Raw genomic sequence first — 25,133 nt, 5'->3', positions numbered from 1 at the left:
AGCTCGGTTCTTTCGGAGGATCAATCGGCACTGCGGGGGTGGCGCTCAGCTTCTGAGGCCGTGGATCACGGCTTGAAGGCGCTCTTGCAGCAGGAAACGTTCGGTGTCGTGCGCGGGTTCGGCGGGCAGCGCGGCCATGCTGGCAAGCCATGCCGGCAGGCTGACACGCACGGTGTCGTGCAGCCGGCTGGCGAGTTGCGCCAATTGGTGATCGGCCTGCTCGGCTTGCAGGCGGTGCTGTTGCAGCGTGGCCTGGGTGCGGGCCAATGAGACGAGGCGGTCCTGCAGCGACAGTGCCAGGGTTTCGCGCTGTGCCGCGGGGAGCAGGGCAGGCAATGCTTCGGTGGCCAGGCCCAGCGCCTGCAGCTCGGTGAGCAGTTCGGCGGCGGCCTGCTGGTTCGTGGCCAGCTGCGCGCGCAGCTGGGCCAGTGGGCCGTCCGCGGCTTCCAGCGCTGCGCGCAGCGTGTCGATCTCCGGCCGCAGCGCGGCGAGCCGTGCGCGTGGCGCCTTGCGCCGGCTCCAGGGCAGCGCGGAAGTGGAGGGCGCGAGCGTCTCGGCCAGGTCTTCGAGCAGCGCCAGCAGGCGTTCGATGTGGCGGGGCGCCGCGCGAAGCGGCTCGTGGTCCATCAGCTGCAGAAGCTCGTCAACCAGGCCGGCGTGTCGCGCCTGGGTCTCGCGGCCGAAGCGCTCGGCAGCGGGCCGGTCGAACACCGCTGGCACGACGCCAGCCAGCAGCTGCCGGGCGCGTGCCAGCAGGGCGGGTGGGGCGTCCGGAAACTGCTGGGTCAGCGTTGCGTCGTCGACCGCCAACGGCTTGCGCGGCACGCCGGGCAGGCGACTGGGCGTGGCATCGGTCTTGGTGGTGACGACGCTGAGTGGCGGGCTGGCGGACGGTGCTGCTGGCGATGATGGGGCAGCCGGCAGGCGCGTGGGCATGGCGCTGGGCAAGGGCGCTGCGGCGGCGGGCGAAGGAGCGGCCGGCAACGCGCTCGCCGGCGCGGCAGGCACAGGCGAGCCGATGCGCGTCGGCACCGGCGGAGCGCCGCTGTCGGCGGGCGGCGGTGCTGCACCGCCGATCACCGTCGGGCGGGTGGCCATGCAGCCTGGGGGAGCGGGCCGTGCTTCAGGAGAAGTGGCCCAGCACGCTGTTGAAGTCGCCGTTGAAGCCGACACCGACCGCGACGAAGTTGGCCTTGCCGCCGGCCTCGATCATGATCGAGCCCATCTGCACGCCGATGAAGTCGCCGAACTGGTTGGACAGGCTGGCGCGCATCAGTTCTGCGCCGCTGGCGTTGACGATGGCGATCTCGGCGTTCTGCACCTGGCCGAAGCGCTTGGCTGCTGCCTGGGTGTGGATCATCGCGACCAGCGGAATCTCCAGCACGCCGCTGCTGACCGAAGGCAGCTTGGACGGGTCCACGCGTATCCATTCGTCCACGCCATCCAGCGCGCCATCCAGTGCGTCCGGGCTGTGGCGCAGCGCGCCGCCGTGCACCTGGAACGAACCGTCGGACTGCTTGTCGAGCACGCCAACTTCCTGGCCGCCGATCTTGCGGCGCACGTTGTAGGTCGACAGGATGTCTTCCAGGCTTTGCGCCTTGGCGCCATCGCCGGCATTGACGCAGACGATGGCGTGCAGGTCGAGGTCGGTCTCGCCGTCCCACGAGAGCTTGGCGGTGAAGGCTTCGCCCTTGCTGAGGTTGAGCTGCAGCTTGGGCGCTTGCTCGCCGGGCTTGGCCAGGTTCAGAACGAGTTTGGACATGAAGCGGGTTCCTTGCGGAAGGGAGCGAAAAACGAAAAGGGGGCGAGCGCGCTCAGCGTTGCGCAGGCAGGTCAGGGCGGATCACCGCGCCAAGCTGCGCCATGTCCTGGCGCGCCTGCGCGAAGATCTGCCGGGCCTGCTCGAAGCTCTGCGTGTTCTTGGCCCGTGCCTGCTCGACGATGCCGACCAGCTGCCGCGTGTCGGCCACGATGGCCTGCAGTTGACGCGCCTGGGCCAGGCGGTTGTCGCCCGGCGCGGTGGCGGCCTTGCCGACGACTTCGGTCATCAGCTTGGAGCGTACGGCCAGCAGGTTGGCGTCCAGCGCGGCGCCCTGTTCCGCCAGGCGCTGCACGCCCTGCGTGACCAGCGCGCCGTGGATGGTCAGCAGCGTCATCTTGATGCTGGCAAAGCGCGAGGATGCGGTGGTCGTGGTTTCCTGCAGCGTGGAGATGCCGGCGTTCTGCAGTTGGCGGATCACCATCTGGTCGGATGGCAGGCGCGACAGTGTGCTCTCGATGGCCAGCGCGCGGCTTTCCAGCGCCTGCAGCTTGTCCTGCAGCGTGGCCACGGTGCCGCTGTCGGCGCCATTGCTGATGGCTTCGCCCAGCTCGGCGCGGGCCTTGTTGACAAAGCCCATCAGGAAGGCCGCCACCTGGGCGAACTCGACGAAGCGCTCGCGGTAGGCGTTTTTCAGCTGTTCGAGGTTGCGCACCTCGCCGTCCAGCCGCTGCTGCTCCTGCTGCAGCTCCACTTCCATGGTCTTGATCAGGTCCGAGAGCTTCTTGCTCTTACCGGACGCGGCCAGCCGCACCTCTTCGTAAGCCCGGCTCATGGCCTTGCTCAAAGATTTCTTGTTGAACATGCCCATGAAGCGCTCCATGGCGCTGGGCTGGGCGTTCAGGATTTTGTCGGCCAGCGCGTCCAGCTTCTCGCTTTCGACGGCTTCGCTCAGGCCGGCCACCAGCTTGAAGATGCGCGGTTGTTCGGCTTTCTCGATGCGGTCCAGGAACTGGCCCAGCGTGCGGTGCAGCGACTGCTCGGCTTCGCCGCCCAGCTTGGCGATGTCCAGCATCGGCGTCTGCGCCAGGCTGACGCTGGCGATCTGCGCGCCGATGGCGTTGCGCTGCTCGTCGTTCAAGGCAACGGGGAAGTCGGCCGGAATGCCGACCAGCGCAAAGTTGCTGCTGCCGGGCAGCGGCGAAAGCGGTGACAACGAGGTGGTCGCCAGCGTCGTGGGCAGCGAACTCGGGGTGTTGCTCAAGGCGTTCTTTCCCTGGGGAATGACAGGGCGCCTAGCCTATCCCAACACGGGCCCCCACGGCCACCCCTTGAGACAAAACGCAATCCAGCGCCGCCAGCTGCGGTTCTGGCGGGCTGAATTGCATTTCTACTTGCTCAAGCCTCCACCACTGGGATCTTGCCGATCTTGGCTTGCCAGGTCTTCGGGCCCTCGATGTGGGCGCTGGTGCCCGTCGAATCGACGGCCACGGTCACTGGCATGTCCACCACGTCGAACTCGTAGATGGCTTCCATGCCCAGGTCGGCGAAGCCGACGACCTTGGCGGCCTTGATGGCCTTGGACACCAGGTAGGCGCTGCCGCCCACGGCCATCAGGTAGGCGCTCTTGTGCTTCTTGATGGCTTCGATGGCGACCGGGCCGCGCTCGGACTTGCCGATCATCGAGATCAGGCCGGTCTGGGCCAGCATCATCTCGGTGAACGAGTCCATGCGGGTGGCGGTGGTCGGGCCGGCCGGGCCGACCACTTCGTCGCGCACAGGGTCCACCGGGCCGACGTAGTAGATGACGCGGTTGGCGAAGTCCACCGGCAGGGCTTCACCCTTGGCCAGCATGTCCTTGATGCGCTTGTGCGCGGCGTCGCGGCCGGTCAGCATCTTGCCGTTGAGCAGCAGCGTCTGGCCGATCTTCCAGCTCGCGACTTCTGCCGGCGTCAGCGTGTTCAGGTCCACGCGCTTGCTCTTGTTGTAGTCCGGCGCCCAGGTCACGTCGGGCCACAGGTCCAGGCTGGGCGGGTCCAGGTGCACGGCGCCGGAGCCATCCAGTACAAAGTGCGCGTGGCGGGTGGCAGCGCAGTTCGGGATCATCGCGATCGGCTTGCTGGCGGCGTGCGTCGGGAAGGTCTTGATCTTCACGTCCAGCACGGTCGTCAGGCCGCCCAGGCCTTGCGCGCCAATGCCCAACGCGTTGACCTTCTCGTACAGCTCGATGCGCAGCTCTTCGAGCTTGTTCTGCGGGCCGCGGTCCAGCAGTTCGTACATGTCGATGTCTTCCATCAACACTTCCTTGGCCAGCATCACGGCCTTCTCGGCCGTGCCGCCCACGCCAATGCCCAGCATGCCCGGCGGGCACCAGCCGGCGCCCATGGTCGGGACGGTCTTCAGCACCCAGTCGACGATGCTGTCGCTGGGGTTGAGCATGTACATCTTGGACTTGTTCTCGCTGCCGCCGCCCTTGGCGGCGACGATCACGTCGACCTTGTCGCCAGGCACCAGCTCCATGTGCACCACGGCAGGCGTGTTGTCCTTGGTGTTCTTGCGCTCGAAGATCGGGTCGGCCAGCACCGAGGCACGCAGCACGTTGTCCGGGTTCAGGTAGCCCTGGCGCACGCCCTGGTTCACCGCGTCGGTGACCGAGCCCTTGCCAAAGCCTTCCCACTTCACGTCCATGCCGATCTTCAGGAATACGTTGACGATGCCGGTGTCCTGGCAGATCGGGCGCTTGCCCTCGGCGCACATGCGCGAGTTGGTCAGGATCTGGGCGATCGCGTCCTTGGCGGCCGCGCTTTCTTCGCGCTCATAGGCGCGGGCGAGGTGGGCGATGTAGTCGGCCGGGTGGTAGTAGCTGATGTACTGCAGCGCGCTGGCGACGGACTCGATCAGATCGGCCTGGCGGATGGTGGTCATGCTTGGCTTTCTTGCGGGCGGAGGTCTGCCGTGAGGCGGCAGAATGCATCCGGGATTTTACTGAAGGGAGCCCACCAATGACCCCAGCACTGCGTCGTTTCTTCGCCCACGAATCCGCAGGTGGCATCGTGTTGGCGGTCGCCGCGGTGTTGGCCTTGGTCGTCAGCAACTCCCCTCTGGGCGCCAGTTACGCCGCTTTGCTGAAGCTGCCGGGCGAGGTCCGCATTGCCGGCGACTGGCTGGTGCTGGCCAAGCCGCTGGTCGTCTGGGTCAATGACCTGTGGATGGCGGTGTTCTTCTTCCTGGTCGGGCTGGAGATCAAGCGCGAGTTCGTCGAAGGCGAACTGGCCTCGCGCAGCCAGGCCATCCTGCCGGCGGCCGCGGCGCTGGGCGGCATGGCAGTGCCGGCGCTCATCTACTCGGCCATCAACCATGCCGACCCGGTCGCACTGCGTGGCTGGGCCATTCCTTCGGCGACGGACATCGCCTTTGCCATCGGCATCGTCACGCTGCTGGGCTCGCGGGTGCCGGCCTCGCTGAAGGTGTTCCTGACGGCGGTCGCGATCATCGACGACCTGGGCGCGATTGGCGTGATCGCGGTTTTCTACACCAGCCAGCTGTCAATGGGCATGCTGCTGGGCGCCGGGGCCTGCCTGGTCGGGCTGTGGGGACTGAACCGGGCCAGGGTGACGAATGTGGGCGTCTATGTCGTGCTGGGACTGGTGCTGTGGGTCTTCGTGCTGAAGTCCGGCGTGCACGCCACGCTCGCGGGTGTGGCCACCGCGCTGGCGGTCCCCGTGCGGCGGCCGGACGGCGGCTCGCCGCTGGAAGACGCCGAACATGCGCTGCATCCCTGGGTGGCCTTCCTGGTGCTGCCGGTGTTCGCGTTCACGAATGCCGGCGTGAGCCTGCTGGACGCTTCGGCTTCGGTGCTGCTGGCGCCCGTCACGCTTGGCATTGCCGCCGGGCTGGTGCTGGGCAAGGCGGTGGGCGTGTTCGGCACCGTCTGGCTGCTGGTGCGCGCCGGCTGGGCCGCTCTGCCGGCAGGGGCCGCCTGGCGCCAGGTGCTGGGCGTGTCGCTGCTGTGCGGCATCGGCTTCACGATGAGCCTGTTCATCGGCGGGCTGGCCTTCGAGGGCAACCCGCTGCTGGAAACCGAGCTGAAGCTGGGCGTGCTGGGCGGCTCCATCATTGCCGCGGCCCTCGGGGCTTGGGTGCTGAGTACCCCCAGGACCGGCCTGCGCCCGGCCCGCCCCCCGAGGGGGTCATGAAAACTTGGGGCGGCCCGGCGTTTTCATGCACGCCCCGACGCTGAAGGGGGCGGCTCAATGCGGGTCGGGGTTCTTGCTGGCGTACAGGATGCGGTCAGACGCCGCTATGGCAATGGCCGACAGCAGGAAGGCCAGGTGGATCACGGTCTGCGCGATCAGGGTCTTCTCGCTGTAGTTTTCGGCACTGATGAAGGTCTTCAGCAGGTGGATGGACGAAATGCCGATGATGGCGGTGCCGAGCTTGACTTTCAGTACGGAAGCATTGACATGGCTCAACCATTCGGGCTGGTCTGGATGGCCTTCGAGGTTCATGCGTGAGACAAAGGTCTCGTAGCCCCCGACGATCACCATGATCAGCAGGTTCGAAATCATCACCACGTCGATCAGTCCCAGCACCACGAGCATGATGATGGTCTCGTTCAGCCCGCTGGGCGGCGCGTCTGCATGGCCGTAGCCCACACTTTTGACCAGGATCTCCAGCGCATGCGAGTCCCCCAGCGCTGCCTGGATCAGGTGCACCAGCTCGACCCAGAAATGGAACACGTATACCGCCTGTGCCAGGATCAGCCCGAGGTACAGCGGCAATTGCAGCCAGCGGCTGGCAAAGATCACGGCTGGCAGCACGCCCAGGCGCGGGCGGGGCGGAGGATTGGGTGTTGGCGTCATGAGGTGCGAGGGCGTCAGGGATGGGGGCAGGCCCGGAGGGCTGGCCGATGCCGGGAATTCTATGGGTGTGATCCAGTAAGCCCTTCGTCAGACGAGCGGACCACAGTGCAGGCCAAACGGGCAAAGCCCATCGGCAGGCAGGCCCGTGCAGGCAATCAAGACCGAGGAGACAGACGACATGAGTGAAGACCTCAAGATTTACGCGCCGCCCGCCGAACTGGTGGCCCAGGCCCATGTGTCCGGCATGGCCGCCTACGACGCCTTGTGCGCCGAAGCCGAAGCGGACCACGAAGCCTTCTGGGCCCGCCAGGCGCGCGAGCTGCTCAGCTGGAAGAAGCCCTTCACCAAGGTGCTGAACGAGGCCGACGCGCCGTTCTTCAAGTGGTTCGAGGACGGGCTGCTCAACGCCTCCTACAACTGCCTGGACCGCAACATCGAGCGCGGCCTGGGCGACAAGACTGCGCTGATCTTCGAGGCCGACGGCGGCGAGGTCACCCACACCAGCTACGCGCAGCTGCTGGCCAAGACCTGCCGGATGGCCAATGCGCTGAAGGCCATCGGCATCGGCAAGGGCGACCGGGTCATCATCTACATCTCGATGTCGGTCGACGGCGTGGCCGCGATGCAGGCCTGCGCCCGCATTGGCGCGACCCACTCGGTGGTGTTCGGCGGCTTCTCGGCCCACTCCTTGCGCGACCGCATCGAAGACACCGGCGCCAAGGCCGTCATCACGGCCGACTGCCAGGTGCGCGGCGGCAAACAGCTGCCGCTGAAGGCCATCGTTGACGAGGCGCTGACGCTGGGCGGCTGCGACTCGGTGAGCAAGGTTCTGGTGGTCAACCGCGCGGGCGCCCAGGTCAGCATGACCGAAGGCCGCGACCTGTGGCTGGCCGAGCTGATGAAGGACCAGCCCGAGACCTGCGAGCCGGAATGGGTTGAGGCCGAGCACCCCTTGTTCCTGCTCTATACCTCCGGCTCCACCGGCAAGCCCAAGGGCGTGCAGCACAGCACCGGCGGCTACCTGCTGCACGCGGCACTCACCACCAAGTGGACCTTCGACCTGAAGGCCGACGACATCTTCTGGTGCACCGCCGACATCGGCTGGGTCACCGGCCACACCTACATCACCTATGGTCCGTTGGCACTGGGCGGCACCGAGATCGTCTTCGAAGGCGTGCCCACCTACCCGGACGCCGGCCGCTTCTGGAAGATGATCCAGGACCACAAGGTCACGATCTTCTACACCGCGCCCACGGCCATCCGCTCGCTGATCAAGGCGGCAGAGGCCAAGGACGAGGTGCATCCGAAGAGCTACGACCTGAGCAGCCTGCGCATCCTCGGCTCGGTTGGCGAGCCCATCAACCCTGCGGCCTGGGAGTGGTACTACCAGCACGTGGGCGGCAGCCGCTGCCCCATCGTCGACACCTTCTGGCAGACCGAAACCGGTGGCCACATGATCACGCCGCTGCCGGGCGCCACGCCGATGGTGCCTGGCTCCTGCACGCTGCCGTTCCCCGGCATCGCCGCGGCCATCGTCGACGAAACCGGCAAGGACGTGCCCAACGGGCAAGGCGGCATCCTGGTCGTCAAGAAGCCCTGGCCGAGCATGATCCGGACCATCTGGGGCGACCCGGAGCGCTACAAGAAGAGCTACTACCCGGCCGATTTCCAGGGCAAGTACTACCTGGCGGGCGACGGCGCGATCCGCGACGCCAAGACCGGCTACTTCACCATCACCGGCCGCATCGACGACGTGCTGAACGTCTCCGGCCACCGCATGGGCACGATGGAGATCGAGTCGGCGCTGGTCAGCTGCACCGAGCTGGTGGCCGAAGCGGCCGTGGTGGGCCGGCCGGACGACACGACGGGCGAAGCCATCTGCGCCTTCGTGGTGCTCAAGCGCCCGCGCCCCACCGGCGAAGAAGCCAAGGCGATTGCCAAGCAGTTGCGCGACCACGTGGGCAAGGAAATCGGCCCCATCGCCAAGCCCAAGGACATCCGCTTCGGCGACAACCTGCCCAAGACCCGCTCGGGCAAGATCATGCGGCGGCTGCTGCGGCAGGTGGCCAAGGGCGAGGCCATCACGCAGGACATCTCGACGCTGGAGAACCCTGCCATCCTCGACCAGCTCTCCCAGGTCAACTAAGGCGCTAAGGAACGGTGAAAGGGCGGCGCAGTGCCGCCCTTTTTGCTGTCCGGGCGTTCCTGTTACGTCTTGAAATCCCTTGGGGCCGGAACTTCGCCGTGCCGCCTGCACCTGACTGCTTTGTCACGCAGGAGTGATCACATGAGAAAGTCCTTGCGAACGGCCGCGACCGTGGCTGGCCTCAGCATGGCGGCGCTGGGCGCCGCCCGTGCCCAGTCGCTGACAACCCCGCTGCGGTCGCCCAACTCCGCCAGGTCCGAAATCGACGCCCGCTGGCGCGAAAGCCTGGACGCCTTTGCCGCGGCGGACCGCACCGCGGCGCCCCAGCCTGGCGGCGTGCTGTTCGTCGGCAGCTCGTCGATCCGGCTGTGGGGCAATCTCGAGACCCAGTTCGACCAGCAGCCCAGCGTCATCAAGCGCGGCTTCGGCGGCTCGCGCCTGTCGGACGTGGCCCGCTACCTGGACCGGCTGGTGCTGCCCTACCAGCCGCGGCTGGTGGTGGTCTATGCCGGCGACAACGACCTGGCCGAAGGCGCGACGCCGCAGGACGTGCTGAAAAGCTTCCAGACGCTTGTCGAAGGCGTGAAGGCAGCGTTGCCGGACACCCGCATCGCCTACCTGTCGATCAAGCCCAGCCCCTTGCGCGCCTCGTTGATGCCGTCCATCCACGACACCAATGCCTTGATCGCAGCCTACGCCGACAAGACCGCCAACCTGGATTTCATCGACATCTATTCGAAGATGCTGGACAGCCAGGGCCAGCCGCGCCCGGAGCTGTTCCTGGAAGACCGGCTGCACATGAACGAGCAGGGTTATGCGCTGTGGCGCAAGGAGATCGCGTCCCACCTGCTGCCGCGCCAGGCGCCGCAAGCGGTGCAGACCGCCGCTCGCTGAGCCCGCTTCACGCGGCCGGGGCATGCGGCCCGCGGCGCATCTGCCGCCGGGCCGCCAGCTTCTTGCGCGCTTCGGCCGCCCGGGCATCAATGCGCAGGCTGCCCCAGGCCACGCCGTACAACACGCCCAGCGTGGCGGACAGGATCACAACGTCGATCCACACCGGCCGTTCCGGCGTGGACGAGCCGAAGATGGTCAGCGCCACCAGGGCCAGCAGCAGGTGCATGCAGAAGACCGGCAGCGAGGCCTTGCCCAGGGTTTCAAGCGCTGTCACACGCGGCAGCCGGGTCTTCAGCCAGGGCCCGAAGTGCATCACCAGCACCAGCAGCGCGCAGAAGTTGATCAAGCGCATGGGGCCCAGTTGCCACTTGTCGAACAGCAGGTTGAAGGCGCTGGGTTCGCTGAACGGCACCTGGCCGACCGCATGGCGCCAGATCAGCATCACCGTCGCAACGGCGAGTGTTGTGTTGACCATCCAGCGCGGAAAGTCCCAACCCGGCGTCGGGCCGTCGTCGGCGCCGCTGGCGCCCATCCACAGGCCCAGCACCCACAGGAACTGCCAGGCGAAGAGCTTGAACGAGCCCAGTTCGGCAAACGGCATCCACTGCAGGCTGCTGGCCTCGGCCATGCGGTCGTAGAGCAGGTGCGGCAGGTCGAACTGCGCCGCCAGCCACAGCAGCAGGCTCAAACCCAGCACGCCGCCCCAGCCGCGGTGCAAGCCGTGCAGCAGCACCAGAGGGCTGACCAGCATCAGCAGGATGTACATGGGCAGGATGTCCAGCAGCGGCGGGTTGTAGACCAGCAGCATGCCGCTGACAAAGGCCTGCAGCGGGTGCGCCAGGTAGAAGGACAGCAGGTTGGTCACGGCTTCCTGCCGCGCCATCAGGCCCACGATGGCGATCAGCGTGAACAGGAACAACAGCAGGCCGGCCTGGCACAGGTAGATCTTCAGCGCCCGCCGCAGGAAAGCGCCGGGAATCACGGCGTCGCCTTTCTGACGCGCCTTGCGTGTGTAAACCATGCCGGCCATGTAGCCGGACAGCATCACGAAACCTTCGGCCGCCGACACGAAGCCGAACGGCTGGCCGGTCGGGTCCGAGAAGCGCGTGGGCAGGTGCGTGAGCGTCATCAGCACCAGCATCAGCCCGCGCAAGGCGTCGATTTCCCAGCGGCGTGTCACGAAGAACCCGCTGCGAGAGCTTGAACAGCGGCAACATGGACCGGGCGCATCGGCAACGGGCTCCTGAGGTGGCAGCAGGCGAAGCGCGAAAGGCGACGCCGATGCCGCCACAGGGGCACGCGGCATGCCGCCTGGCGCCCCCTTTTCAGAACCGCGTCAGCACCCGGTATTTCAGCGTCACCGAGCCCTCGGCCGGCAGCTTGATGCGCCACTGCGCCGTGCCGGCCGCCACCTTCTCGTATGGCTGGGAGCTCTCCAGCATCTTCCAGTCGCCTGGCACCGGCTCGCGCACCGTGACCGTCACCGGTTCGGGCTTGGCGTTCTTCAGCACGATCTCGTAGGCGCTTTCGGCCACATAGCTGGCCTGGTTGGTCGGCTCGCGGCGCTTGAAGTCGGTCTGCTTCTTGTCGGCCGTCACGTCGAAGGCCTCGCCCAGGTGCAGCCGCAGCGTCTCGTTTTTCGGCGTGTGGTCAATGCGGTCTTCGCCGACGAATTGCGCAAGGCCGGCGCTGTCGCGCTTGTAGACCCGCACCACGCCCTTGGGCAGCGGCTGGCCGAGGTGCTCGGCCTCGCGGTTGGTGAAGGCCACGAAGACCTGTGCCTTGAGCTTGCGGCCCAGTTCGCCCACGCTGTCGTGGTAGTAGTGGTCGCTGCCGCTGAACAGCAGCTCCTTGGTCGCCGGCACGCCGCTGGCGTTCATAAGCGCGACCTGCTTGGTTTGGTTCTCAGCCAGCGTGGTGGCGCGGCCCAGCGTGTAGAGGTGGTATTCGAACAAGGCCTCCTGCGCCACCTTTGGTGCGGCAGGGGCGGCAGCCTCGGCCATCACGACCCGGCCGCGCGCCATGCGCATGTCCATCTGCTCCTTCACCCGGTTCACGTCACCGGCAACCAGTTGCACGGCGGCGTTCGGATAGGCCGTGCCGCTCTGGTTGGTCAGCGTGATCCAGCCGTTCAGGTCCAGCGTGCGGTCATCGGCGCTCAGCTCGGCCACGTAGTCGGCGTGCCAGGACAGCCCGCCGGTCAGGTAGGACAGCTCGGTGGCCTGTGGGCCGGCCAGCTGGTTGTCCAGTTCTGTGACCAGCGTGGGCCGGTCGCGCAGCGTGGCCGGCACGCCGTCGAACACCAGCCGGCCCGGCATGCCGGTCTCGATGCGGTCGCCGATCTTCAGCACCACGCCCTGGTTCGCGCTCAGCACCTCGGCGGTCTCCACGGTCTCGGCGCCGGTCTGCGGATGCGTCCTGATGACCCGCACCGTCTTGCCAACCGACTTCTCCAGCAGCTTGGCCGGCGTGAGCAGGTCGAAGTCGAAGTTCTGCTCCAGCACGCTCAAGGCACCGGGCTGCGACAGGCTGCGCAGCTGCGCCGTCTCGGGCCGCATGCGGGCGCTGACATCGCGCAGCGCCAGCCGGCTCACGCCGCGCGGCAGCGCGAGCTGGCGGCTGTCCTTCACCAGCGCCAGGTCGTCGTTGTAGATGGTCAGCGCAATCGCCTGCTGGTCGGCCAGCGTGCTGCGTTGTTCCGTGCCGGCGAGGGCGGGAGCGGGGGCTTGCGCCTGTGCAGCGAAGGCGATGGCGCTGATGGCGGCGAGTGCAAGCTGGTTGAGCCGGGTCATGGTGGCATCCTGAGGTCTTGATACCAGCTTCTACGGCGCAGCGCGAGGAACGGGGTGAACCGCCCAGGAGAAAGTTGCGGGCAGCAAAAAGGCCGCGGGTGCGGCCTTGGGCGGGTGAGTGTGCGGCGGCTGCCGCGGCGTCACTTCTGCGACATCACCCAGGTCGCGAGTTGCTTGGCTTCGTCTGGCGTGACGGCGTTGGCTGGCATTGGCACGGGGCCCCACACGCCGGAGCCACCCTTCTGGATCTTCTCGGCTAGCTTGGCCACCGCGTCCTTCTGGCCGGCATATTTGGCCGCCACGTCCTTGTAGGCCGGGCCGACGATCTTTTTATCGACGGCATGGCAGGCCAGACAGTTCTTCTTGGCGGCCAACTCGGCTTGTGCAAAGGCTGGCGAGGCGGCCACCAGGGCCAGTAGTGTGATCATCGCTTTCATCGGCATCTTTCCGTGAGTGAGGAAATGAGGGCTGTGTGAATTACATTCGTGCCCAGAACATTGTAGGGACGGCTGCGACGCAGGGTTTGCGTTCGAGCGGCGCGGCAACCGGGAAATCGCACATGGCGTTCATCATCATCGGGGTGGTGCTGCTGGCACTTTGGCTGCTGGATTGGGGCTTCGTGGGTCACCTGGACTGGTGGTGGATTGCCTTGCCTTTTGTGCTGGCGCTGGCCTGGTGGGCCTATGCCGATGCCAGTGGCCTGACGCGCAAGCGCGAAATGGAAAAAGACGAGGAGCGCAAGGCCGAGCGGCGGCGGCGCAACATTGCCAACATGGGCCTGGACCATTTGCGTGGCGGCAATCGCAACCGCAAGCGCTGAACCGTCTTCCCAAAACAACGAGCTGCCGCACGGGCTCTCCGGGCGGCAGTTTTTCGCTGGGTGGGCGGGCACCTGCCTAGTCGAAGCGGTCCAGCACTGCGCCGGCGCTGGCACTGGATGCGTTGAAGGCGAACTTGGCCAGCACGCCGCGCGTGTAGCGTGGCCTGGGCTTCACCCACGCGGCCTTGCGGCGGGTGATTTCACTGTCAGCCACATTCAGCTGCAGCTTCAGCTGGTGCGCGTCTATCGTGATCGAGTCGCCTTCCTGCACCAGCGCAATCGTGCCGCCATCAAAGGCTTCCGGCGCCACATGGCCCACCACCATGCCCCAGGTGCCGCCGGAGAAGCGACCGTCGGTGATCAGGCCAACCGATTCACCCAGGCCCTGGCCGATCAGCGCGCCGGTGGGCGCCAGCATCTCCGGCATGCCCGGGCCGCCCTTGGGGCCCAGGTAGCGCAGCACCATCACGTCGCCGGCCTGGATCTGCTTGGCCATGATGGCGGCCAGGGCGGACTGCTCATCGTCGAACACCCGCGCCGGGCCGGTGATGACCGGGTTCTTCAGCCCTGTGATCTTGGCCACGCAGCCTTCCGGGCTCAGGTTGCCCTTGAGGATCGCCAGGTGGCCTTCTTCATACATCGGGTTGGCGATCGGGCGGATCACCTGCTGGTCGGCGCGCGGCTGGTCCGGCAGGTCGGCCAGGTTCTCGGCCACGGTCTTGCCGGTGATGGTCATGCAGTCGCCGTGCAGCAGGCCCGCGGCCAGCAGCGTCTTCATGACCTGCGGTATGCCGCCGGCGCGGTGCAGGTCAATCGCCAGGAACTGGCCGCTGGGCTTCAGGTCGCACAGCACCGGCACCTTGCGGCGCATGCGCTCGAAGTCGTCGATGGTCCATTCGACCTCGGCCGCATGCGCGATGGCCAGGAAGTGCAGCACCGCATTCGTCGAGCCGCCGGTGGCCATGATGACGGCCACGGCGTTTTCGATGGATTTGCGCGTGACGATGTCGCGCGGCTTCAGGTCCTGCTTGACCGCCTCCACCAACACCGCCGCGCAGCGCTTCACGCTGGCGACGATCTCGTCCTCCACATTGGCCATGGTCGACGAATACGGCAGGCTCATGCCCAGCGCTTCGAAGGACGAGCTCATGGTGTTGGCGGTGTACATGCCGCCGCAGGAGCCGGTGCCGGGAATGGCGCGGCGCTCGATCTCGCAGAAGTCCTCCTCGCTCATGTTGCCGGCGGAGAACTGGCCAACCGCCTCGAAGACCGAGACGATGTTCAGGTCCTGGCCCTTGTAGCGGCCCGGCAGGATGGTGCCGCCGTAGACGTAGATGGCCGGCACGTTGGCGCGCAGCATGCCCATCATGCCGCCCGGCATGTTCTTGTCGCAGCCGCCAATGACGATCACGCCGTCCATCCACTGGCCGCCGACGCAGGTCTCCACGCAGTCGGCAATCACCTCGCGCGAGACCAGGCTGTATTTCATGCCTTCGGTGCCCATGGCCATGCCGTCGGAGATGGTCGGCGTGCCGAAGATCTGAGGGTTGGCGCCGGCTTCCTTCAGGCCGATGACGGCCGCGTCCGCCAGCTTCTGCAGGCCCGAGTTGCAGGGCGTGATGGTGGAGTGCCCGTTGGCCACGCCGATCATCGGCTTGCCGAAGTCGGTCTCCTGATAGCCCATGCCGTAGTACATGGAGCGGTTGGGCGCCCGCGCAACGCCCTCGGTGATGTGCTTGGAGCGGCGGTTCAGGTCGGAGGCCATGGCGGAAGGGCGTTGGTCCAGAAGCCTCAGTGTAGCCCTGGCAAGGCAGGGTGACAGCGGGCCGCCTTATCATCCCGCCCCATGCCTTTGATGCACCCTCAGTTCAACCCCATCGCGCTGGACCTCACGCGATTTGGCGTGCCCGTCCAGATCCACTGGTACGGCATCACCTACCTGGTCGCCTTCGCGCTGTTCCTGTACCTGGGCGCGCGGCGCGTGAAAAAACCCTGGTTCGCCAACGCCGGCTGGACGCGGCGGGACGTGGAGGACTTGCTGTTCTTCGGCGTGGTCGGCGTGGTGCTGGGCGGCCGCATAGGCTACACGCTGTTCTACAAGCCGATGTACTACCTGCAGCACCCGCTGGAGGTGTTCGCGGTCTGGAAGGGCGGCATGTCCTTCCATGGCGGGCTGCTGGGCGTGATCGCCGCGATGTTCGTCTTCGCTTTGCTGCGCCGCCGTTCGTTCTGGGACGTGACCGACCTGATCGCGCCCTGCGTGCCGACCGGCCTTGCCAGCGGCCGCGTCGGCAACTTCATCAACGGGGAGCTTTGGGGCCGCGAGGCCGATCCGTCGCTGCCCTGGGCGATGATCTTCCCGCAGTCCGGCAGCCTCACTCCCCGGCATCCGTCGCAGGTCTACCAGTTCCTGCTGGAAGGCATGTTGCTGTTCGGGCTGCTGTGGTGGTTCGGCAGCAGGCCGCGCCGCCGAGCCGAGGTGTCTGCCGCCTTCCTGGTCGGCTACGGCCTGTTCCGCTTCATTGCCGAATACTTCCGCGAGCCGGACAGCTTCCTCGGCCTGTTGGCGCTGAACATGAGCATGGGCCAGTGGCTGTGCCTGCCGATGATCATTGGCGGCGCACTGCTGTTTGCCTGGAGCCGCAAGCAGCCGCTGCCAGCGGCGGCGAACGCCTGATGCGCTGGCCGGCCGCACTGGCGTTGGCCACGCTGCTGGCCACGCAAGGCGCGCGCGCCGAAGGCCTGCGCGACCCGCAACTCCAGGCCCTGGCCGACGCGCACAAGCTGGTCGAGCTGGAGCAGGCCGCCACAACGCGCCTGGCGGCGCACCCGGATGACGGCCCGGCCTGGCTGGCCTACCTGGAGAGCGTGGTCGGCCGCAATGTGCCCGACGCCGCCGCGCGCCGCGATGCCGCTCTGGCGAAGTTCGAGGCCTGCGTGCAGAAGACGCCGCAGGTCGCAGCCTGCCACTACGGCGTGGGCGCGGTCACGGCCATCAACATCCTGGCCCAGGGCATCATGAAGGCCGCGTTTGGCGTCGGCAAGGTGCGCGACGAATTCGCCAAGGCGCTGGAACTGGACCCGGCCTTCGCGCCGGCCCGCGCCGGGCTGGTGCAGTACTACCTGATGGTGCCCGGCTTTGTTGGCGGCAGCGTCGCCAAGGCCAGCGAGATCGCGCAGGCCGAGAGCGCAAGGGCCGTCGAATACGGCAAGCTGTTGACCGCCATGGTGCAGCTGTACCGGACCAAGCTGGCCGATGCCGAGCGCCTGCTCGCCTCGGTGCAGCCCGGCAATGACCTGGAGCTGGCGGTTGAGCTGCGAGGGCAGTGGAATGCGCTGGGGCTGGCCCTGCTGCAGGACAGGCAGGCGGCCAAGGCGCGCGAGCTGTTCGAGCGCATGGTGCACGAACGGCCCGCGCAACCTGGCCCGCACTACAGCCTGGCGCGGGCCCTGTCCGAGTTGCAGCAGTGGGATGCGGCGCTGGCTGAGCTGAAGCTGGCCGAGTCACTGCCTGGCCATGAGAATTTCCCGATCGACTACCGCGTTGGCGTGGCACTGCAGGGCAAGGGCGACACCACGCAGGCCAAGGCAGCGTACAAGCGCTACCTGGGCTCGGTGAACCCGAACCCGCAGAACGTTGAAGACATCAAGAAGCGGCTGGCCGAACTCGGCTGAGCTGCGCGAACCAAAGAGCGAGAGAACCCGCATGCGCCAGATCTTCCTGGACACAGAAACCACCGGCCTGTCGCCCGAGACCGGTGACCGCATCGTCGAAGTCGGCTGTGTCGAAATGGTCGGCCGCCGCCTCACCGGCGAGCACCGCCACTTCTACCTGAACCCCGAGCGCAAGGGCAGCGAAGACGCGATCCGCATCCACGGCCTGACCGACGAATTCCTGGCCGACAAGCCAGTCTTTGCCGCCGTGGCCGATGACCTGATGGACTTCGTCGGCGGCGCCGAAATCATCATCCACAACGCCAGCTTCGACGTCGGCTTCCTGGACGAAGAACTGCGCCGCATCGGCCGCCCACGTTTTGCCGAGCATGTCGGCCGCATCACCGACTCGCTGTTCATGGCACGCGAGATGTTCCCCGGCAAGAGCAACTCGCTGGACGCCCTGTGCAAACGCCTGGAGGTCGACAACTCCAACCGCACGCTGCACGGCGCGCTGCTGGACGCGGGCCTGCTGGCCGAGGTCTACATCCGCCTCACGCGTGGCCAGAACACGCTGATGATCGACTCCGCCGACAGCGGCAGCGGTCCCGGCCTGGCCGTGGCGCAGATCGACCTTTCAGGCTTCATGCTGCCGGTGCTGGACGCCGACGAGGCCGAACTGCTGCTCCACGAGACGGTACTGAAGGAACTCGACAAATCCGCCGGGGGGCTTGCGATCTGGCGAAAAGTCATGGCATAATGCGAGGCTTCCCGGGAACAAAAGATCCTTCAAAAAATCAAGCAAATCGCTGCTGATTTTGACCAAGGTGCCCTCAGTTTTCGGGCGGTTAGCTCAGCGGTAGAGCACTGCCTTCACACGGCAGGGGTCGCAGGTTCGAACCCTGCACCGCCCACCAGGATTTACCCAGTAAATCAACGACTTACGCCACCTTCGGGTGGCGTTTTTCGTCGTGGTGGGGGAAAAGTGGGGAAAGTCGATGGCGAGCCTTGGCCCACGCCAAGATTGCTTAAGCAGAAAAGATGCATCCGTAGGCAAGCTTGGCGCGCAGGGAACGGCCCATGTCGTTAAGCGGGATGGCGGCTACGCCCAAGCCTTGTTGCGCGGACCTCGCACGGTGCTACCGAGTTGCGATGACCACTGATTTCGGCTTTGGCGAGCAGGGCCGCTTTGCGCGACGCCCCTGTCCGCTCAGGCCCACCGCGGTTGGGCCCTTGCGGTGTGCCACCGATCGTTCGCGTAGCTACTGAGTCGGCGTTTGACCGCCATGTGCGATCAGGCACTTGGCCGACCAGACTGGGGCCCTGGCGCTCTTACCGAACTTGAAGGACTTGTACGCGCATGGATTGCCGTTTGCAAGTTCAATGCAGCATGGCTGCAATTTTCAGCGGCAGCGCTTGAGCAGTTGATTCCTGGACTGAAGAGGCCGTCTGTGAGCTCGTTTCACATGCACGGCCCCCCCTGGCCGAGATCTGGCATATCACCATATCGTGCGCCTGCCGGCTCGCCCGTTCAGGGCTGCGGCACAAGTAAGCCCAGCGTCTGAAATTGCCCCAGAGTCAGGCCGCCTGACTTCAGGCTGCTTCCGTCATCGAAGGTCAGCCCATTGGCAAGGCTCACTTCCCAGGTGCCGGGCGGGGAGTCGTCTTCCACCGTGAGCAAGCGCAGCGTATGGGCTCCCGGTCTCAAGCTGGATACACGGAACTGTCCACTGCCACCCTTGCTGGTGCGTCCAAGCACCACACCGTCCACGGCCACCTCGAAGATGTCGTCGGCCACATTGCCGTTGTCGCGCACGAGGATGCTGCCGTCGCCCTGGAACGGAAAGAAGTCGTTCCAAACGGGCATCGTGAAGATGTCGAAGTCATAGTTCACCAGCTCGAAATCACCCGCCAGATCTGAAAACATCTTCTTCAAGAAGTCCAGTCCGCCACCCACGCCCAGCGAGCCTTTCAACTTCCCGTCTATCGAAGCCCGAACGCCTTCCTCGCCAGGCGCACCGTTCTTCTCGAAGGTGCCATTGGCCGCGCCCGCGGCCGAAAGGCCAAAGTAAGGCCCGCCCACGCCATAGAGCTTGAAGGTCAGCTTCAGTGCACCGGCACCAATGACACGTCCAGCGAGCCCTCCTCCGAGTTGAACTTGCCTTTAGCCAGCGGCTGGTACCGCTGCGCGTGCCGATAGAGGTGATGTCGCTGGCCCAAGCCTCATTTGGGCGCGCGGGCTTGAAGCGACGGGCCACAACGTTGGCGGCGACCTACTGCCTCAATGCGAACCTCGTGCGCAATTGGCAGCGCCTGGCTAAGAGCGATGGCCGGCTCGCTCGGACTATGCGTATGGTTTCCGGCCGCCTCCTGGATGCTAGCCGCACGTCTGGCCCTACGACGCGACCGGCACGCTCCCCTTGAATCGCGCTCAGTTCGGGAGTGGGTGGTGTGAGTGACTTGTGGCATGCCTGTTGGATGCTTCGCAGTATTCAAAGCTCGCGCTATGACATCGCAACGGGGTTGGAGTTGTATGGCACCGAATCCACAGGCTAGTCGTTCTGCTGAGCGCTGAAGAGGTCGAGCGACTCGACGTGGGGCAGTCGGATGACATTGGGAACGCTTACAAAAGGCGGGCGGATCGAGCTGCGCTTTTTGGCTTCTCCACGGTGTCTGCCTAAGGTAAAATTTTATGCACAAAAATGGCTTTTGACGATATAGTTTGCGGTGGACGTTTTTGATCTGCGCTAGTTGATTCGGAGATAAACATGAAGCTTTTGTCCTATCGCGTGGGAAGTCGGGAAGCCTGGGGCGCTGTCGTCGGCGATGGGGTGGTGGACTTGTCGAACTGGCGAACCGATGTGCAGACGTTGCAGGACTACATCGCCTGTGGCGGGTACCGCGACGCGGCTGAGCATGTTGAGGGCTGTCCCATCGATGCCCAGCTGAGTGAGATCGTCTTTCTGCCGGTCATCCCGAAACCGGAAAAGATTGTTTGCGCGGTTCGCAACTACATGGACCACCATCAGGAAGTGCTGGCCGCAGGAATGCAACGCGAGTTGTCGGAATATCCTCCAATCTTCCTTCGAGTGTGGCGCTCGCAGGCGGGGCACGAGCAGCCGATCGTGCTTCCCAATGCGTCTCCGTCGCTGGACTGGGAGGGTGAGCTGGCCGTGATCATCGGCCGAGAGGGCCGCGACATACCCGTTGCCGAAGCGTTTGACTACGTAGCCGGCTATGCCTGTTACAACGACGCGAGCGTGCGCGAGTGGCAATTTCACGCGAAGCAGATCGCCTCGGGCAAGAATTTCGAATCGACCGGCGCGTTTGGGCCATGGATGGTGACCGCTGACGAGATCAAGCCGGGCCAACAACTAAAGCTCGAGACGCGTCTGAACGGAGAAGTGGTTCAATCCAGTCACACCGGGCACATGATCTTTTCGGTCGAGCGGCTGATCAACTATGCATCAACAATATTTACGCTGGTGCCTGGCGATGTGATCATCACCGGCACGCCTGCCGGCGTCGGCTGGAGCAAAAAGCCGCCGCAGTTCATGAAGGTCGGTGATGTGGTTGAGGTGGAAATCGAGGCAGTGGGGCTGTTGCGCAACCCGATCGTCGCTCACGCCTAAGGGGCGATGACCCCGTTCCTGGCGCACGGCTCTCTGCCGACAGTGCCTGCGATGAATCGCTGTTTCCGCAGCCATCGTCGCACACCGCCTGGTGCGCCGCAGTACCACGTGGCACGGGTGTGGGCGGTGGACCAGACCGTACCTCTGATCCGCCTCTGGCTGCAGGCGCACGGAGCGCGCATCGCAGTGGTGCGGTCTGATCACCACGTGTCGGCACTCTGCGCCGCTGAAGAGCTACCGGGACTACTTGAGCGCTTGAGGCGGCGCGGCCGGTGATCAATGCGGGCCGCTATTGCCGGCCGCCAGCGTGCGAAGCGCGGTCGTTACGTTGCGCTCGGTGCTGCGAATGTGCTGCTCCAGCAGTGCCAGCGCTTGAACCTCGTCGCGTGCCAAAACTGCGTTGAACAGTCGCTGGTGCTCGTTGTTCTTCGCACGGTGAGCGGTGCGGAGTCGCGCCGAGAAACGGCGGAACCGCTCAGCCTGGTCGAACAGGCCGTCGACCATCTCCGTGAGCAGCGGCGAGGTGCAGCCGCTGTATATGGCTAAGTGGAAGGCGCGGTGGCGCGACGTCCATTCGTCGTCGAGAACCACCGGGCCGGTGCCCAGGCGTTTCTCGACAAGCGACAGTGCGTGTAAAGCGGCAACTAGACCGGCTTCCCAGCGGTCGTCGCCGTGGCGCATCGCGTCGCGCAATGCTTCGCATTCCACCAGCAGACGCACCCGGGTCAGGTCGGTGATGCCCTCAATCGACAGTGGGGCCACACGGAAGCCGCGATGTTCCAAGGTACGGACGAACCCCTGTTGCACCAAACGATTGAGCGCCTCTCTCAGTGGACTGCTCGAGAACCCGTACCGACGCTGCAGTTCCTCAACCCGCAACCGTTGGCCGGGCTCGAACTCGCAGCGGATTAACGAACGCCGCAAGGCCTCGTAGGCCTGTTCGACCAACGGGGCTTCCGGCGGCGCGGACGCGATGGGGGCATCGTTTCTCATTCGCGAGATTTTGCCAGAGACCTTGCTTGCGAACAATCGCTCTTTGTGCACATTATTCCGGAACCGCACAAAAAGCATGCAGCTGGGCTGCTGGGCGAGGCGACAGCTGCACCGCGGCATGCTGCATCGTTCGTTAGTACAAGCCCTAAGGTGTCGCCCATAGAAATGTGTGAACATCTTTTCTGTGCACAAAAGTGCAGAACATGGAAATTAAGGGCGCTCCGGATCGCGCGGGCTGCTTCACGACAAGTGGATCGCGACGTTCTTTGATGCGCTCTTGCATTATTTTGATCGCTGCTCAAACGAAGGATCCTCGCATGACAATGCAAGCAAACCACGACACTGATGGTCGCGCCTATGGCCATATTGCGGGAAAGCCAGACGAAGACTTGGTTCGCTGCGGGCCCGGAACGAAAGGTGGCGAACTGCTTCGCCGGTATTGGCAGCCAATCGCCATGGCCGAAGATGCGACGTCTCGCCCGAAGCTGATCAAGGCGCTCGGCGAGGAGCTGGTGCTGTTCCGGAGCGCGGAGGGGGAAGTGGGTCTCCTTTATCCTCGTTGCGCGCACCGCGGCACGTCGCTGCTTTATGGGAAGGTCGAAGAAAAGGGGATCCGGTGCTGCTATCACGGATGGCTCTTCAGCCCGTGCGGAACGTGCCTGGAAACGCCTTGCGAGCCGAGCAGTGACACGAAGAACCGGGTCCGTCAGCCCTGGTATCCCGTGGTGGAGAAGTTCGGCATGGTGTTCGCCTACATGGGCCCCCCGGCGGAGCAGCCCGAGTTTCCGACGATTTCCCTTGAACTGGACATGCAGGAGGGGGAGTACCTTGTTGCGAAGGAAAACACTTCGGGACCCAACGGGCCACACCCGAAGATCGCGGCCAGCAACGACTACAACTGGTTCCAGTTGTTTGACAACTTCGCAGACCCGTTCCATGTCGCGATTACACATTACGCGATCAACGGTATGCAGTTCACCGAGAGCTTCGGCATCATGCCGGAAGTGGAAACCAAGTACACCGACGACGGCGTGGTGAACCGCTCTCTACGTCGTCTGCCAGATGGGCGTCTCCATCAGCGGATCGCCCAAGTGATCATGCCGAACCTGCATTGCACCCCTGGCGTGACCGACGAGGATATGTCTTATTCGAGCATCGGTTGGCTCGTGCCGGCGGACGACACCAGCTATCGCCACTACGTGCTCTATCGCATGGGACCGAACAACGATGCCATCGCGAACCTTGAATTGTTGGGTTTCTTGAAGGACAACTGGGGCCCCAAGCATGGCAGGCCGTTCCGCGAATGGTCGCTTGAAGATCATCAGAACTGGCAGACTGACTACGCTTCTCAAAAGGGGCAGGGCGACATCACGCTGCATTCGGAAGAGCATCTCACTGTGCCTGATACCGCAATTGGCATGGCGCGCCGGATGTTCAAGAAGCAGGGGCTCGCGGTGGCGAGCGGCAAGAGCCCCGTCGGTGCAGGTGCCGGCGTCAAGCGACTCATCGAAGTCAAGTCTGGTAACGCGTTTCTGGATCCTCAAACGCACAAGATGATTGAAGGAATCACGCCTGAGTGGGGCAGCATAGGCTGAGTTGGTTTTCGGTGATTTGATTTCATAGCCGACTCACAGGAGGGCAGATGCTCTGCCCTTCGGTGTATCGGCATTGAAGAGCGGAGTTTCATGACGTTTACATTATCCGTTGCTGCCATCAGAGCGGAAGCCCTCGACATTATTTCGGTGGAGCTGCGCTCTCACGACGGCAAGGACTTGTCGCCGTTCGAACCCGGTGCTCATTTAGAGATCGACGTTCTGCAGTCCGGAGGGGGTAGACACCTCGTTCGCCATTACTCGATCTGCAATGACAGTGCGGAGGCGGACCGCTACGTCATTGCGGTGGCGCGGGCGGCCGCAAGTCGTGGCGGCTCTGCGGCTTTGCACGACCTCGTGAAGGTTGGCACATCGGTCAACGTCCGGGCTCTGCGTAACAACTTCCCGCTCACCCGCGAGGCGGCCTCTTACCGCTTCATCGCCGGTGGCATCGGCATCACGCCGATCCTGTCAATGATTCGATGGTGCATAGCAGCCGGAAAAGCGTGGTCGCTGCTGTATTGCGTTCGATCGAAGGTGCGCGCCGCATTCTTCGAGGAACTGAATGGCATGGGCGAGTCGGTGCGATTCCATTTCGACGACGAGTCCGGCCTGCCCAATCTGCAGGCGGAGCTCTCAGACCCGAAGCCGGGGGAGCACGTTTACTGCTGCGGACCTTCCCCGTTGATGAAGGCGGTCGAGAGCCTCTGCTTGAACCGTGACCCGGACACTGTTCACTTCGAATGGTTCAGCGCCGACGCGTCGAACGTCCACCAAGCCGAGCCGGCGGAGTTTGAGGTGGTCTTGAAGAGGAGCGGCTTGCGCCTTTCGATTCCCGAGGACCGGTCGGTGTTGGACGTTCTAGATGCGAATGGCGTGGTTGTGGCCAATTCATGCCGCGAGGGCATCTGCGGAGCGTGCGAGACCGCCGTCTGCGGAGGCGTCGTCGATCATCGCGACCATGTCTTGACGAAGGCGGAGCGTGCAGCCGGTCAGAGCATGATGGTGTGCGTCTCCCGAGCGATGTCGCCGGTGCTAGAGCTCGATTTGTAAATCGGCCATCATTGCATTGCTGATGCTTCTCTGCCAATCTGACTCGGTGACTGTGGGCCGCCTACGGGCCACAGATACAGCAGGCGTGGCACGAACAACTCATGCCCGACCAGGCACCGCCTGAGTTCGATCCCGACGACCCGTTCTAGCCCATCGCATCGGCCATGCCCAAAGGCATCGGCCACACACCCAGACCCACCCCATCAGGACCTGTGCGCAGGTTCTGATTCCGTTGTGCGCCCAGCATGGGCGCACTCTTGCGGGTGCAAGTCCCGCCGTAAGTTGATCACGACGAACGAAGTGAAGCGCAACTGCACGAGGGTGGCTTGCTGGGCGCACTGCCGACGCTACTTCCACGACGCTCTGCAGGCGCTGCCCAAGAGCCAGCGCGGACCGGATCAACTGGCCCCACGGTTCAACACTGCGCCCATGGCCGTTCTGGTGTGCCCGCCGGAATTGGGCGTCTCCTCGGCCAGCACGCATGCCGTGGGGGCAATGTCTGAATGACTGCACCAGGCGCAAGATCGCCTGGCCCTGTAGGAGCCGAACAATCCGCTGCCGGGTTTGCAAGCCGCGGACGCCAGCGAACCTTGCGGCCGCCGGCTGAGATCAGGGATTGATCACGTAGTTGCTGAACCCGCCGTTTCGGTTCGTGATTCCGGCGATAGCTTCGTTGACGCGGTCGAGTGGGAACTTGACCTGTTCGAAGATCGATAGGTCGAGCAGGCCACGAGCCGCCATGTCGGCCATGTCCTCACCTTCCGTGGCGGTAAACCAAAGCGATCCGCTCAAAGACTGCTGGCAATCCATCATCGTGTGGATGTCGATTGGGAGCGCTCCCGCGATCGCGCCGATGTCAACCGCTTTGCCGCCTCGCTTGAGCGCACGCATCCCTTGCAGAACTACCTCGTGCGGAGCGCCCGGGGATCGCGGGCA

23 protein-coding genes and 1 tRNA gene are annotated in these 25,133 nt (G+C 65.0%); 12 read left to right on the top strand and 12 right to left on the bottom strand.

What is annotated here, in order from left to right; translation table 11 throughout:
• Nucleotides 1-45 precede the first annotated feature (45 nt).
• The 4 genes from AC3WR5_RS09095 to AC3WR5_RS09080 form a co-directional block, all read right to left on the bottom strand.
• Complete coding sequence (locus tag AC3WR5_RS09095; RefSeq protein ID WP_492483690.1) at nucleotides 46-1,098, bottom strand: hypothetical protein; 1,053 nt, start codon at nucleotides 1,096-1,098, stop codon at nucleotides 46-48.
• A gap of 25 nt (nucleotides 1,099-1,123) precedes the next feature.
• The gene (locus AC3WR5_RS09090; RefSeq protein WP_492483688.1) at nucleotides 1,124-1,762 is read right to left on the bottom strand and encodes a TerD family protein; all 639 of its coding nucleotides are present in this window, start codon (nucleotides 1,760-1,762) and stop codon (nucleotides 1,124-1,126) included.
• Nucleotides 1,763-1,814: 52 nt separating this feature from the next.
• Entirely contained in the window at nucleotides 1,815-3,023 is a 1,209-nt protein-coding gene (locus AC3WR5_RS09085; protein ID WP_492483686.1) for a hypothetical protein, read from the bottom strand.
• 134 nt (nucleotides 3,024-3,157) lie between these two features.
• Nucleotides 3,158-4,684 carry a fumarate hydratase gene (locus tag AC3WR5_RS09080; protein WP_492483684.1) on the bottom strand — a complete coding sequence of 509 codons (1,527 nt, stop codon included), beginning with the start codon at nucleotides 4,682-4,684 and terminating at the stop codon, nucleotides 3,158-3,160.
• 77 nt (nucleotides 4,685-4,761) lie between these two features.
• On the opposite strand from AC3WR5_RS09080, the gene nhaA reads away from it, so the two are divergent.
• Nucleotides 4,762-5,955 (top strand): Na+/H+ antiporter NhaA, encoded by a 1,194-nt coding sequence (gene nhaA / locus AC3WR5_RS09075; RefSeq protein ID WP_492483682.1) that lies wholly within the window; start codon nucleotides 4,762-4,764, stop codon nucleotides 5,953-5,955.
• A gap of 54 nt (nucleotides 5,956-6,009) precedes the next feature.
• Here the strand turns inward: nhaA and AC3WR5_RS09070 are convergent, their stop codons facing one another.
• Entirely contained in the window at nucleotides 6,010-6,621 is a 612-nt protein-coding gene (locus tag AC3WR5_RS09070) for a TIGR00645 family protein (protein ID WP_492483680.1), read from the bottom strand.
• 178 nt (nucleotides 6,622-6,799) lie between these two features.
• Here AC3WR5_RS09070 and acs point away from each other — a divergent pair, with 178 nt between their 5' ends.
• Nucleotides 6,800-8,767, top strand: a complete 1,968-nt coding sequence (gene acs, locus AC3WR5_RS09065) for an acetate--CoA ligase (protein WP_492483678.1) — start codon at nucleotides 6,800-6,802, stop codon at nucleotides 8,765-8,767.
• Between the two features lie 141 nt (nucleotides 8,768-8,908).
• Entirely contained in the window at nucleotides 8,909-9,661 is a 753-nt protein-coding gene (locus tag AC3WR5_RS09060; RefSeq protein ID WP_492483676.1) for an SGNH/GDSL hydrolase family protein, read from the top strand.
• Nucleotides 9,662-9,668: 7 nt separating this feature from the next.
• On the opposite strand, the gene opgC is transcribed toward AC3WR5_RS09060, so the two are convergent.
• The 3 genes from opgC to AC3WR5_RS09045 form a co-directional block, all read right to left on the bottom strand.
• Nucleotides 9,669-10,841 carry an OpgC domain-containing protein gene (gene opgC, locus AC3WR5_RS09055; protein ID WP_492483674.1) on the bottom strand — a complete coding sequence of 391 codons (1,173 nt, stop codon included), beginning with the start codon at nucleotides 10,839-10,841 and terminating at the stop codon, nucleotides 9,669-9,671.
• A gap of 145 nt (nucleotides 10,842-10,986) precedes the next feature.
• Complete coding sequence (locus tag AC3WR5_RS09050) at nucleotides 10,987-12,453, bottom strand: DUF4139 domain-containing protein (RefSeq protein WP_492483672.1); 1,467 nt, start codon at nucleotides 12,451-12,453, stop codon at nucleotides 10,987-10,989.
• A gap of 140 nt (nucleotides 12,454-12,593) precedes the next feature.
• The gene (locus tag AC3WR5_RS09045; protein ID WP_492483670.1) at nucleotides 12,594-12,890 is read right to left on the bottom strand and encodes a c-type cytochrome; all 297 of its coding nucleotides are present in this window, start codon (nucleotides 12,888-12,890) and stop codon (nucleotides 12,594-12,596) included.
• A 35-nt stretch (nucleotides 12,891-12,925) separates the two neighbouring features.
• Here AC3WR5_RS09045 and AC3WR5_RS09040 point away from each other — a divergent pair, with 35 nt between their 5' ends.
• Nucleotides 12,926-13,273, top strand: a complete 348-nt coding sequence (locus AC3WR5_RS09040) for a TIGR04438 family Trp-rich protein (RefSeq protein WP_231012959.1) — start codon at nucleotides 12,926-12,928, stop codon at nucleotides 13,271-13,273.
• A 76-nt stretch (nucleotides 13,274-13,349) separates the two neighbouring features.
• On the opposite strand, the gene ilvD is transcribed toward AC3WR5_RS09040, so the two are convergent.
• Complete coding sequence (ilvD, locus tag AC3WR5_RS09035) at nucleotides 13,350-15,038, bottom strand: dihydroxy-acid dehydratase (RefSeq protein WP_492483668.1); 1,689 nt, start codon at nucleotides 15,036-15,038, stop codon at nucleotides 13,350-13,352.
• A gap of 81 nt (nucleotides 15,039-15,119) precedes the next feature.
• On the opposite strand from ilvD, the gene lgt reads away from it, so the two are divergent.
• From lgt to AC3WR5_RS09015, 4 genes are all read left to right on the top strand, one after another.
• Entirely contained in the window at nucleotides 15,120-15,950 is an 831-nt protein-coding gene (lgt, locus tag AC3WR5_RS09030; protein ID WP_492483666.1) for a prolipoprotein diacylglyceryl transferase, read from the top strand.
• A complete protein-coding gene (locus tag AC3WR5_RS09025; protein WP_492483664.1) occupies nucleotides 15,950-16,948 on the top strand; it encodes a tetratricopeptide repeat protein in 999 nt (332 codons plus the stop codon). Before lgt ends, AC3WR5_RS09025 begins: the two co-directional genes overlap by 1 nt.
• Before the next feature lie 31 nt (nucleotides 16,949-16,979).
• The gene (gene dnaQ, locus AC3WR5_RS09020) at nucleotides 16,980-17,687 is read left to right on the top strand and encodes a DNA polymerase III subunit epsilon (RefSeq protein ID WP_492483662.1); all 708 of its coding nucleotides are present in this window, start codon (nucleotides 16,980-16,982) and stop codon (nucleotides 17,685-17,687) included.
• Between the two features lie 82 nt (nucleotides 17,688-17,769).
• Nucleotides 17,770-17,844: transfer RNA gene (locus AC3WR5_RS09015), tRNA-Val, on the top strand.
• 614 nt (nucleotides 17,845-18,458) lie between these two features.
• On the opposite strand, the gene AC3WR5_RS09010 is transcribed toward AC3WR5_RS09015, so the two are convergent.
• Nucleotides 18,459-19,010 carry a hypothetical protein gene (locus AC3WR5_RS09010; RefSeq protein WP_492483660.1) on the bottom strand — a complete coding sequence of 184 codons (552 nt, stop codon included), beginning with the start codon at nucleotides 19,008-19,010 and terminating at the stop codon, nucleotides 18,459-18,461.
• Nucleotides 19,011-19,695: 685 nt separating this feature from the next.
• On the opposite strand from AC3WR5_RS09010, the gene AC3WR5_RS09005 reads away from it, so the two are divergent.
• Nucleotides 19,696-20,559: a fumarylacetoacetate hydrolase family protein gene (locus AC3WR5_RS09005; protein ID WP_492483658.1), complete on the top strand. Its 864-nt coding sequence runs from the start codon at nucleotides 19,696-19,698 to the stop codon at nucleotides 20,557-20,559.
• Nucleotides 20,560-20,835: 276 nt separating this feature from the next.
• On the opposite strand, the gene AC3WR5_RS09000 is transcribed toward AC3WR5_RS09005, so the two are convergent.
• Complete coding sequence (locus AC3WR5_RS09000; RefSeq protein ID WP_492483656.1) at nucleotides 20,836-21,552, bottom strand: GntR family transcriptional regulator; 717 nt, start codon at nucleotides 21,550-21,552, stop codon at nucleotides 20,836-20,838.
• A gap of 317 nt (nucleotides 21,553-21,869) precedes the next feature.
• On the opposite strand from AC3WR5_RS09000, the gene AC3WR5_RS08995 reads away from it, so the two are divergent.
• From AC3WR5_RS08995 to AC3WR5_RS08985, 3 genes are all read left to right on the top strand, one after another.
• Nucleotides 21,870-23,147, top strand: coding sequence for a Rieske 2Fe-2S domain-containing protein (locus AC3WR5_RS08995; protein WP_492483654.1), 1,278 nt, complete (start codon nucleotides 21,870-21,872; stop codon nucleotides 23,145-23,147).
• Between the two features lie 90 nt (nucleotides 23,148-23,237).
• Nucleotides 23,238-24,197, top strand: a complete 960-nt coding sequence (locus AC3WR5_RS08990; protein WP_141284548.1) for a PDR/VanB family oxidoreductase — start codon at nucleotides 23,238-23,240, stop codon at nucleotides 24,195-24,197.
• Nucleotides 24,198-24,431: 234 nt separating this feature from the next.
• A complete protein-coding gene (locus tag AC3WR5_RS08985; RefSeq protein ID WP_310733301.1) occupies nucleotides 24,432-24,704 on the top strand; it encodes an IS66 family transposase in 273 nt (90 codons plus the stop codon).
• Nucleotides 24,705-24,806: 102 nt separating this feature from the next.
• Here AC3WR5_RS08985 and AC3WR5_RS08980 read toward each other — a convergent pair whose 3' ends face one another.
• Nucleotides 24,807-25,088 carry a hypothetical protein gene (locus AC3WR5_RS08980; protein ID WP_310733300.1) on the bottom strand — a complete coding sequence of 94 codons (282 nt, stop codon included), beginning with the start codon at nucleotides 25,086-25,088 and terminating at the stop codon, nucleotides 24,807-24,809.
• Between the last annotated feature and the right edge of the window lie 45 nt (nucleotides 25,089-25,133).

The sequence above is a fragment of the Ideonella sp. FW305-24 genome, from assembly GCF_058788035.1.
This window is presented reverse-complemented; position numbering and strand designations above follow the sequence as displayed.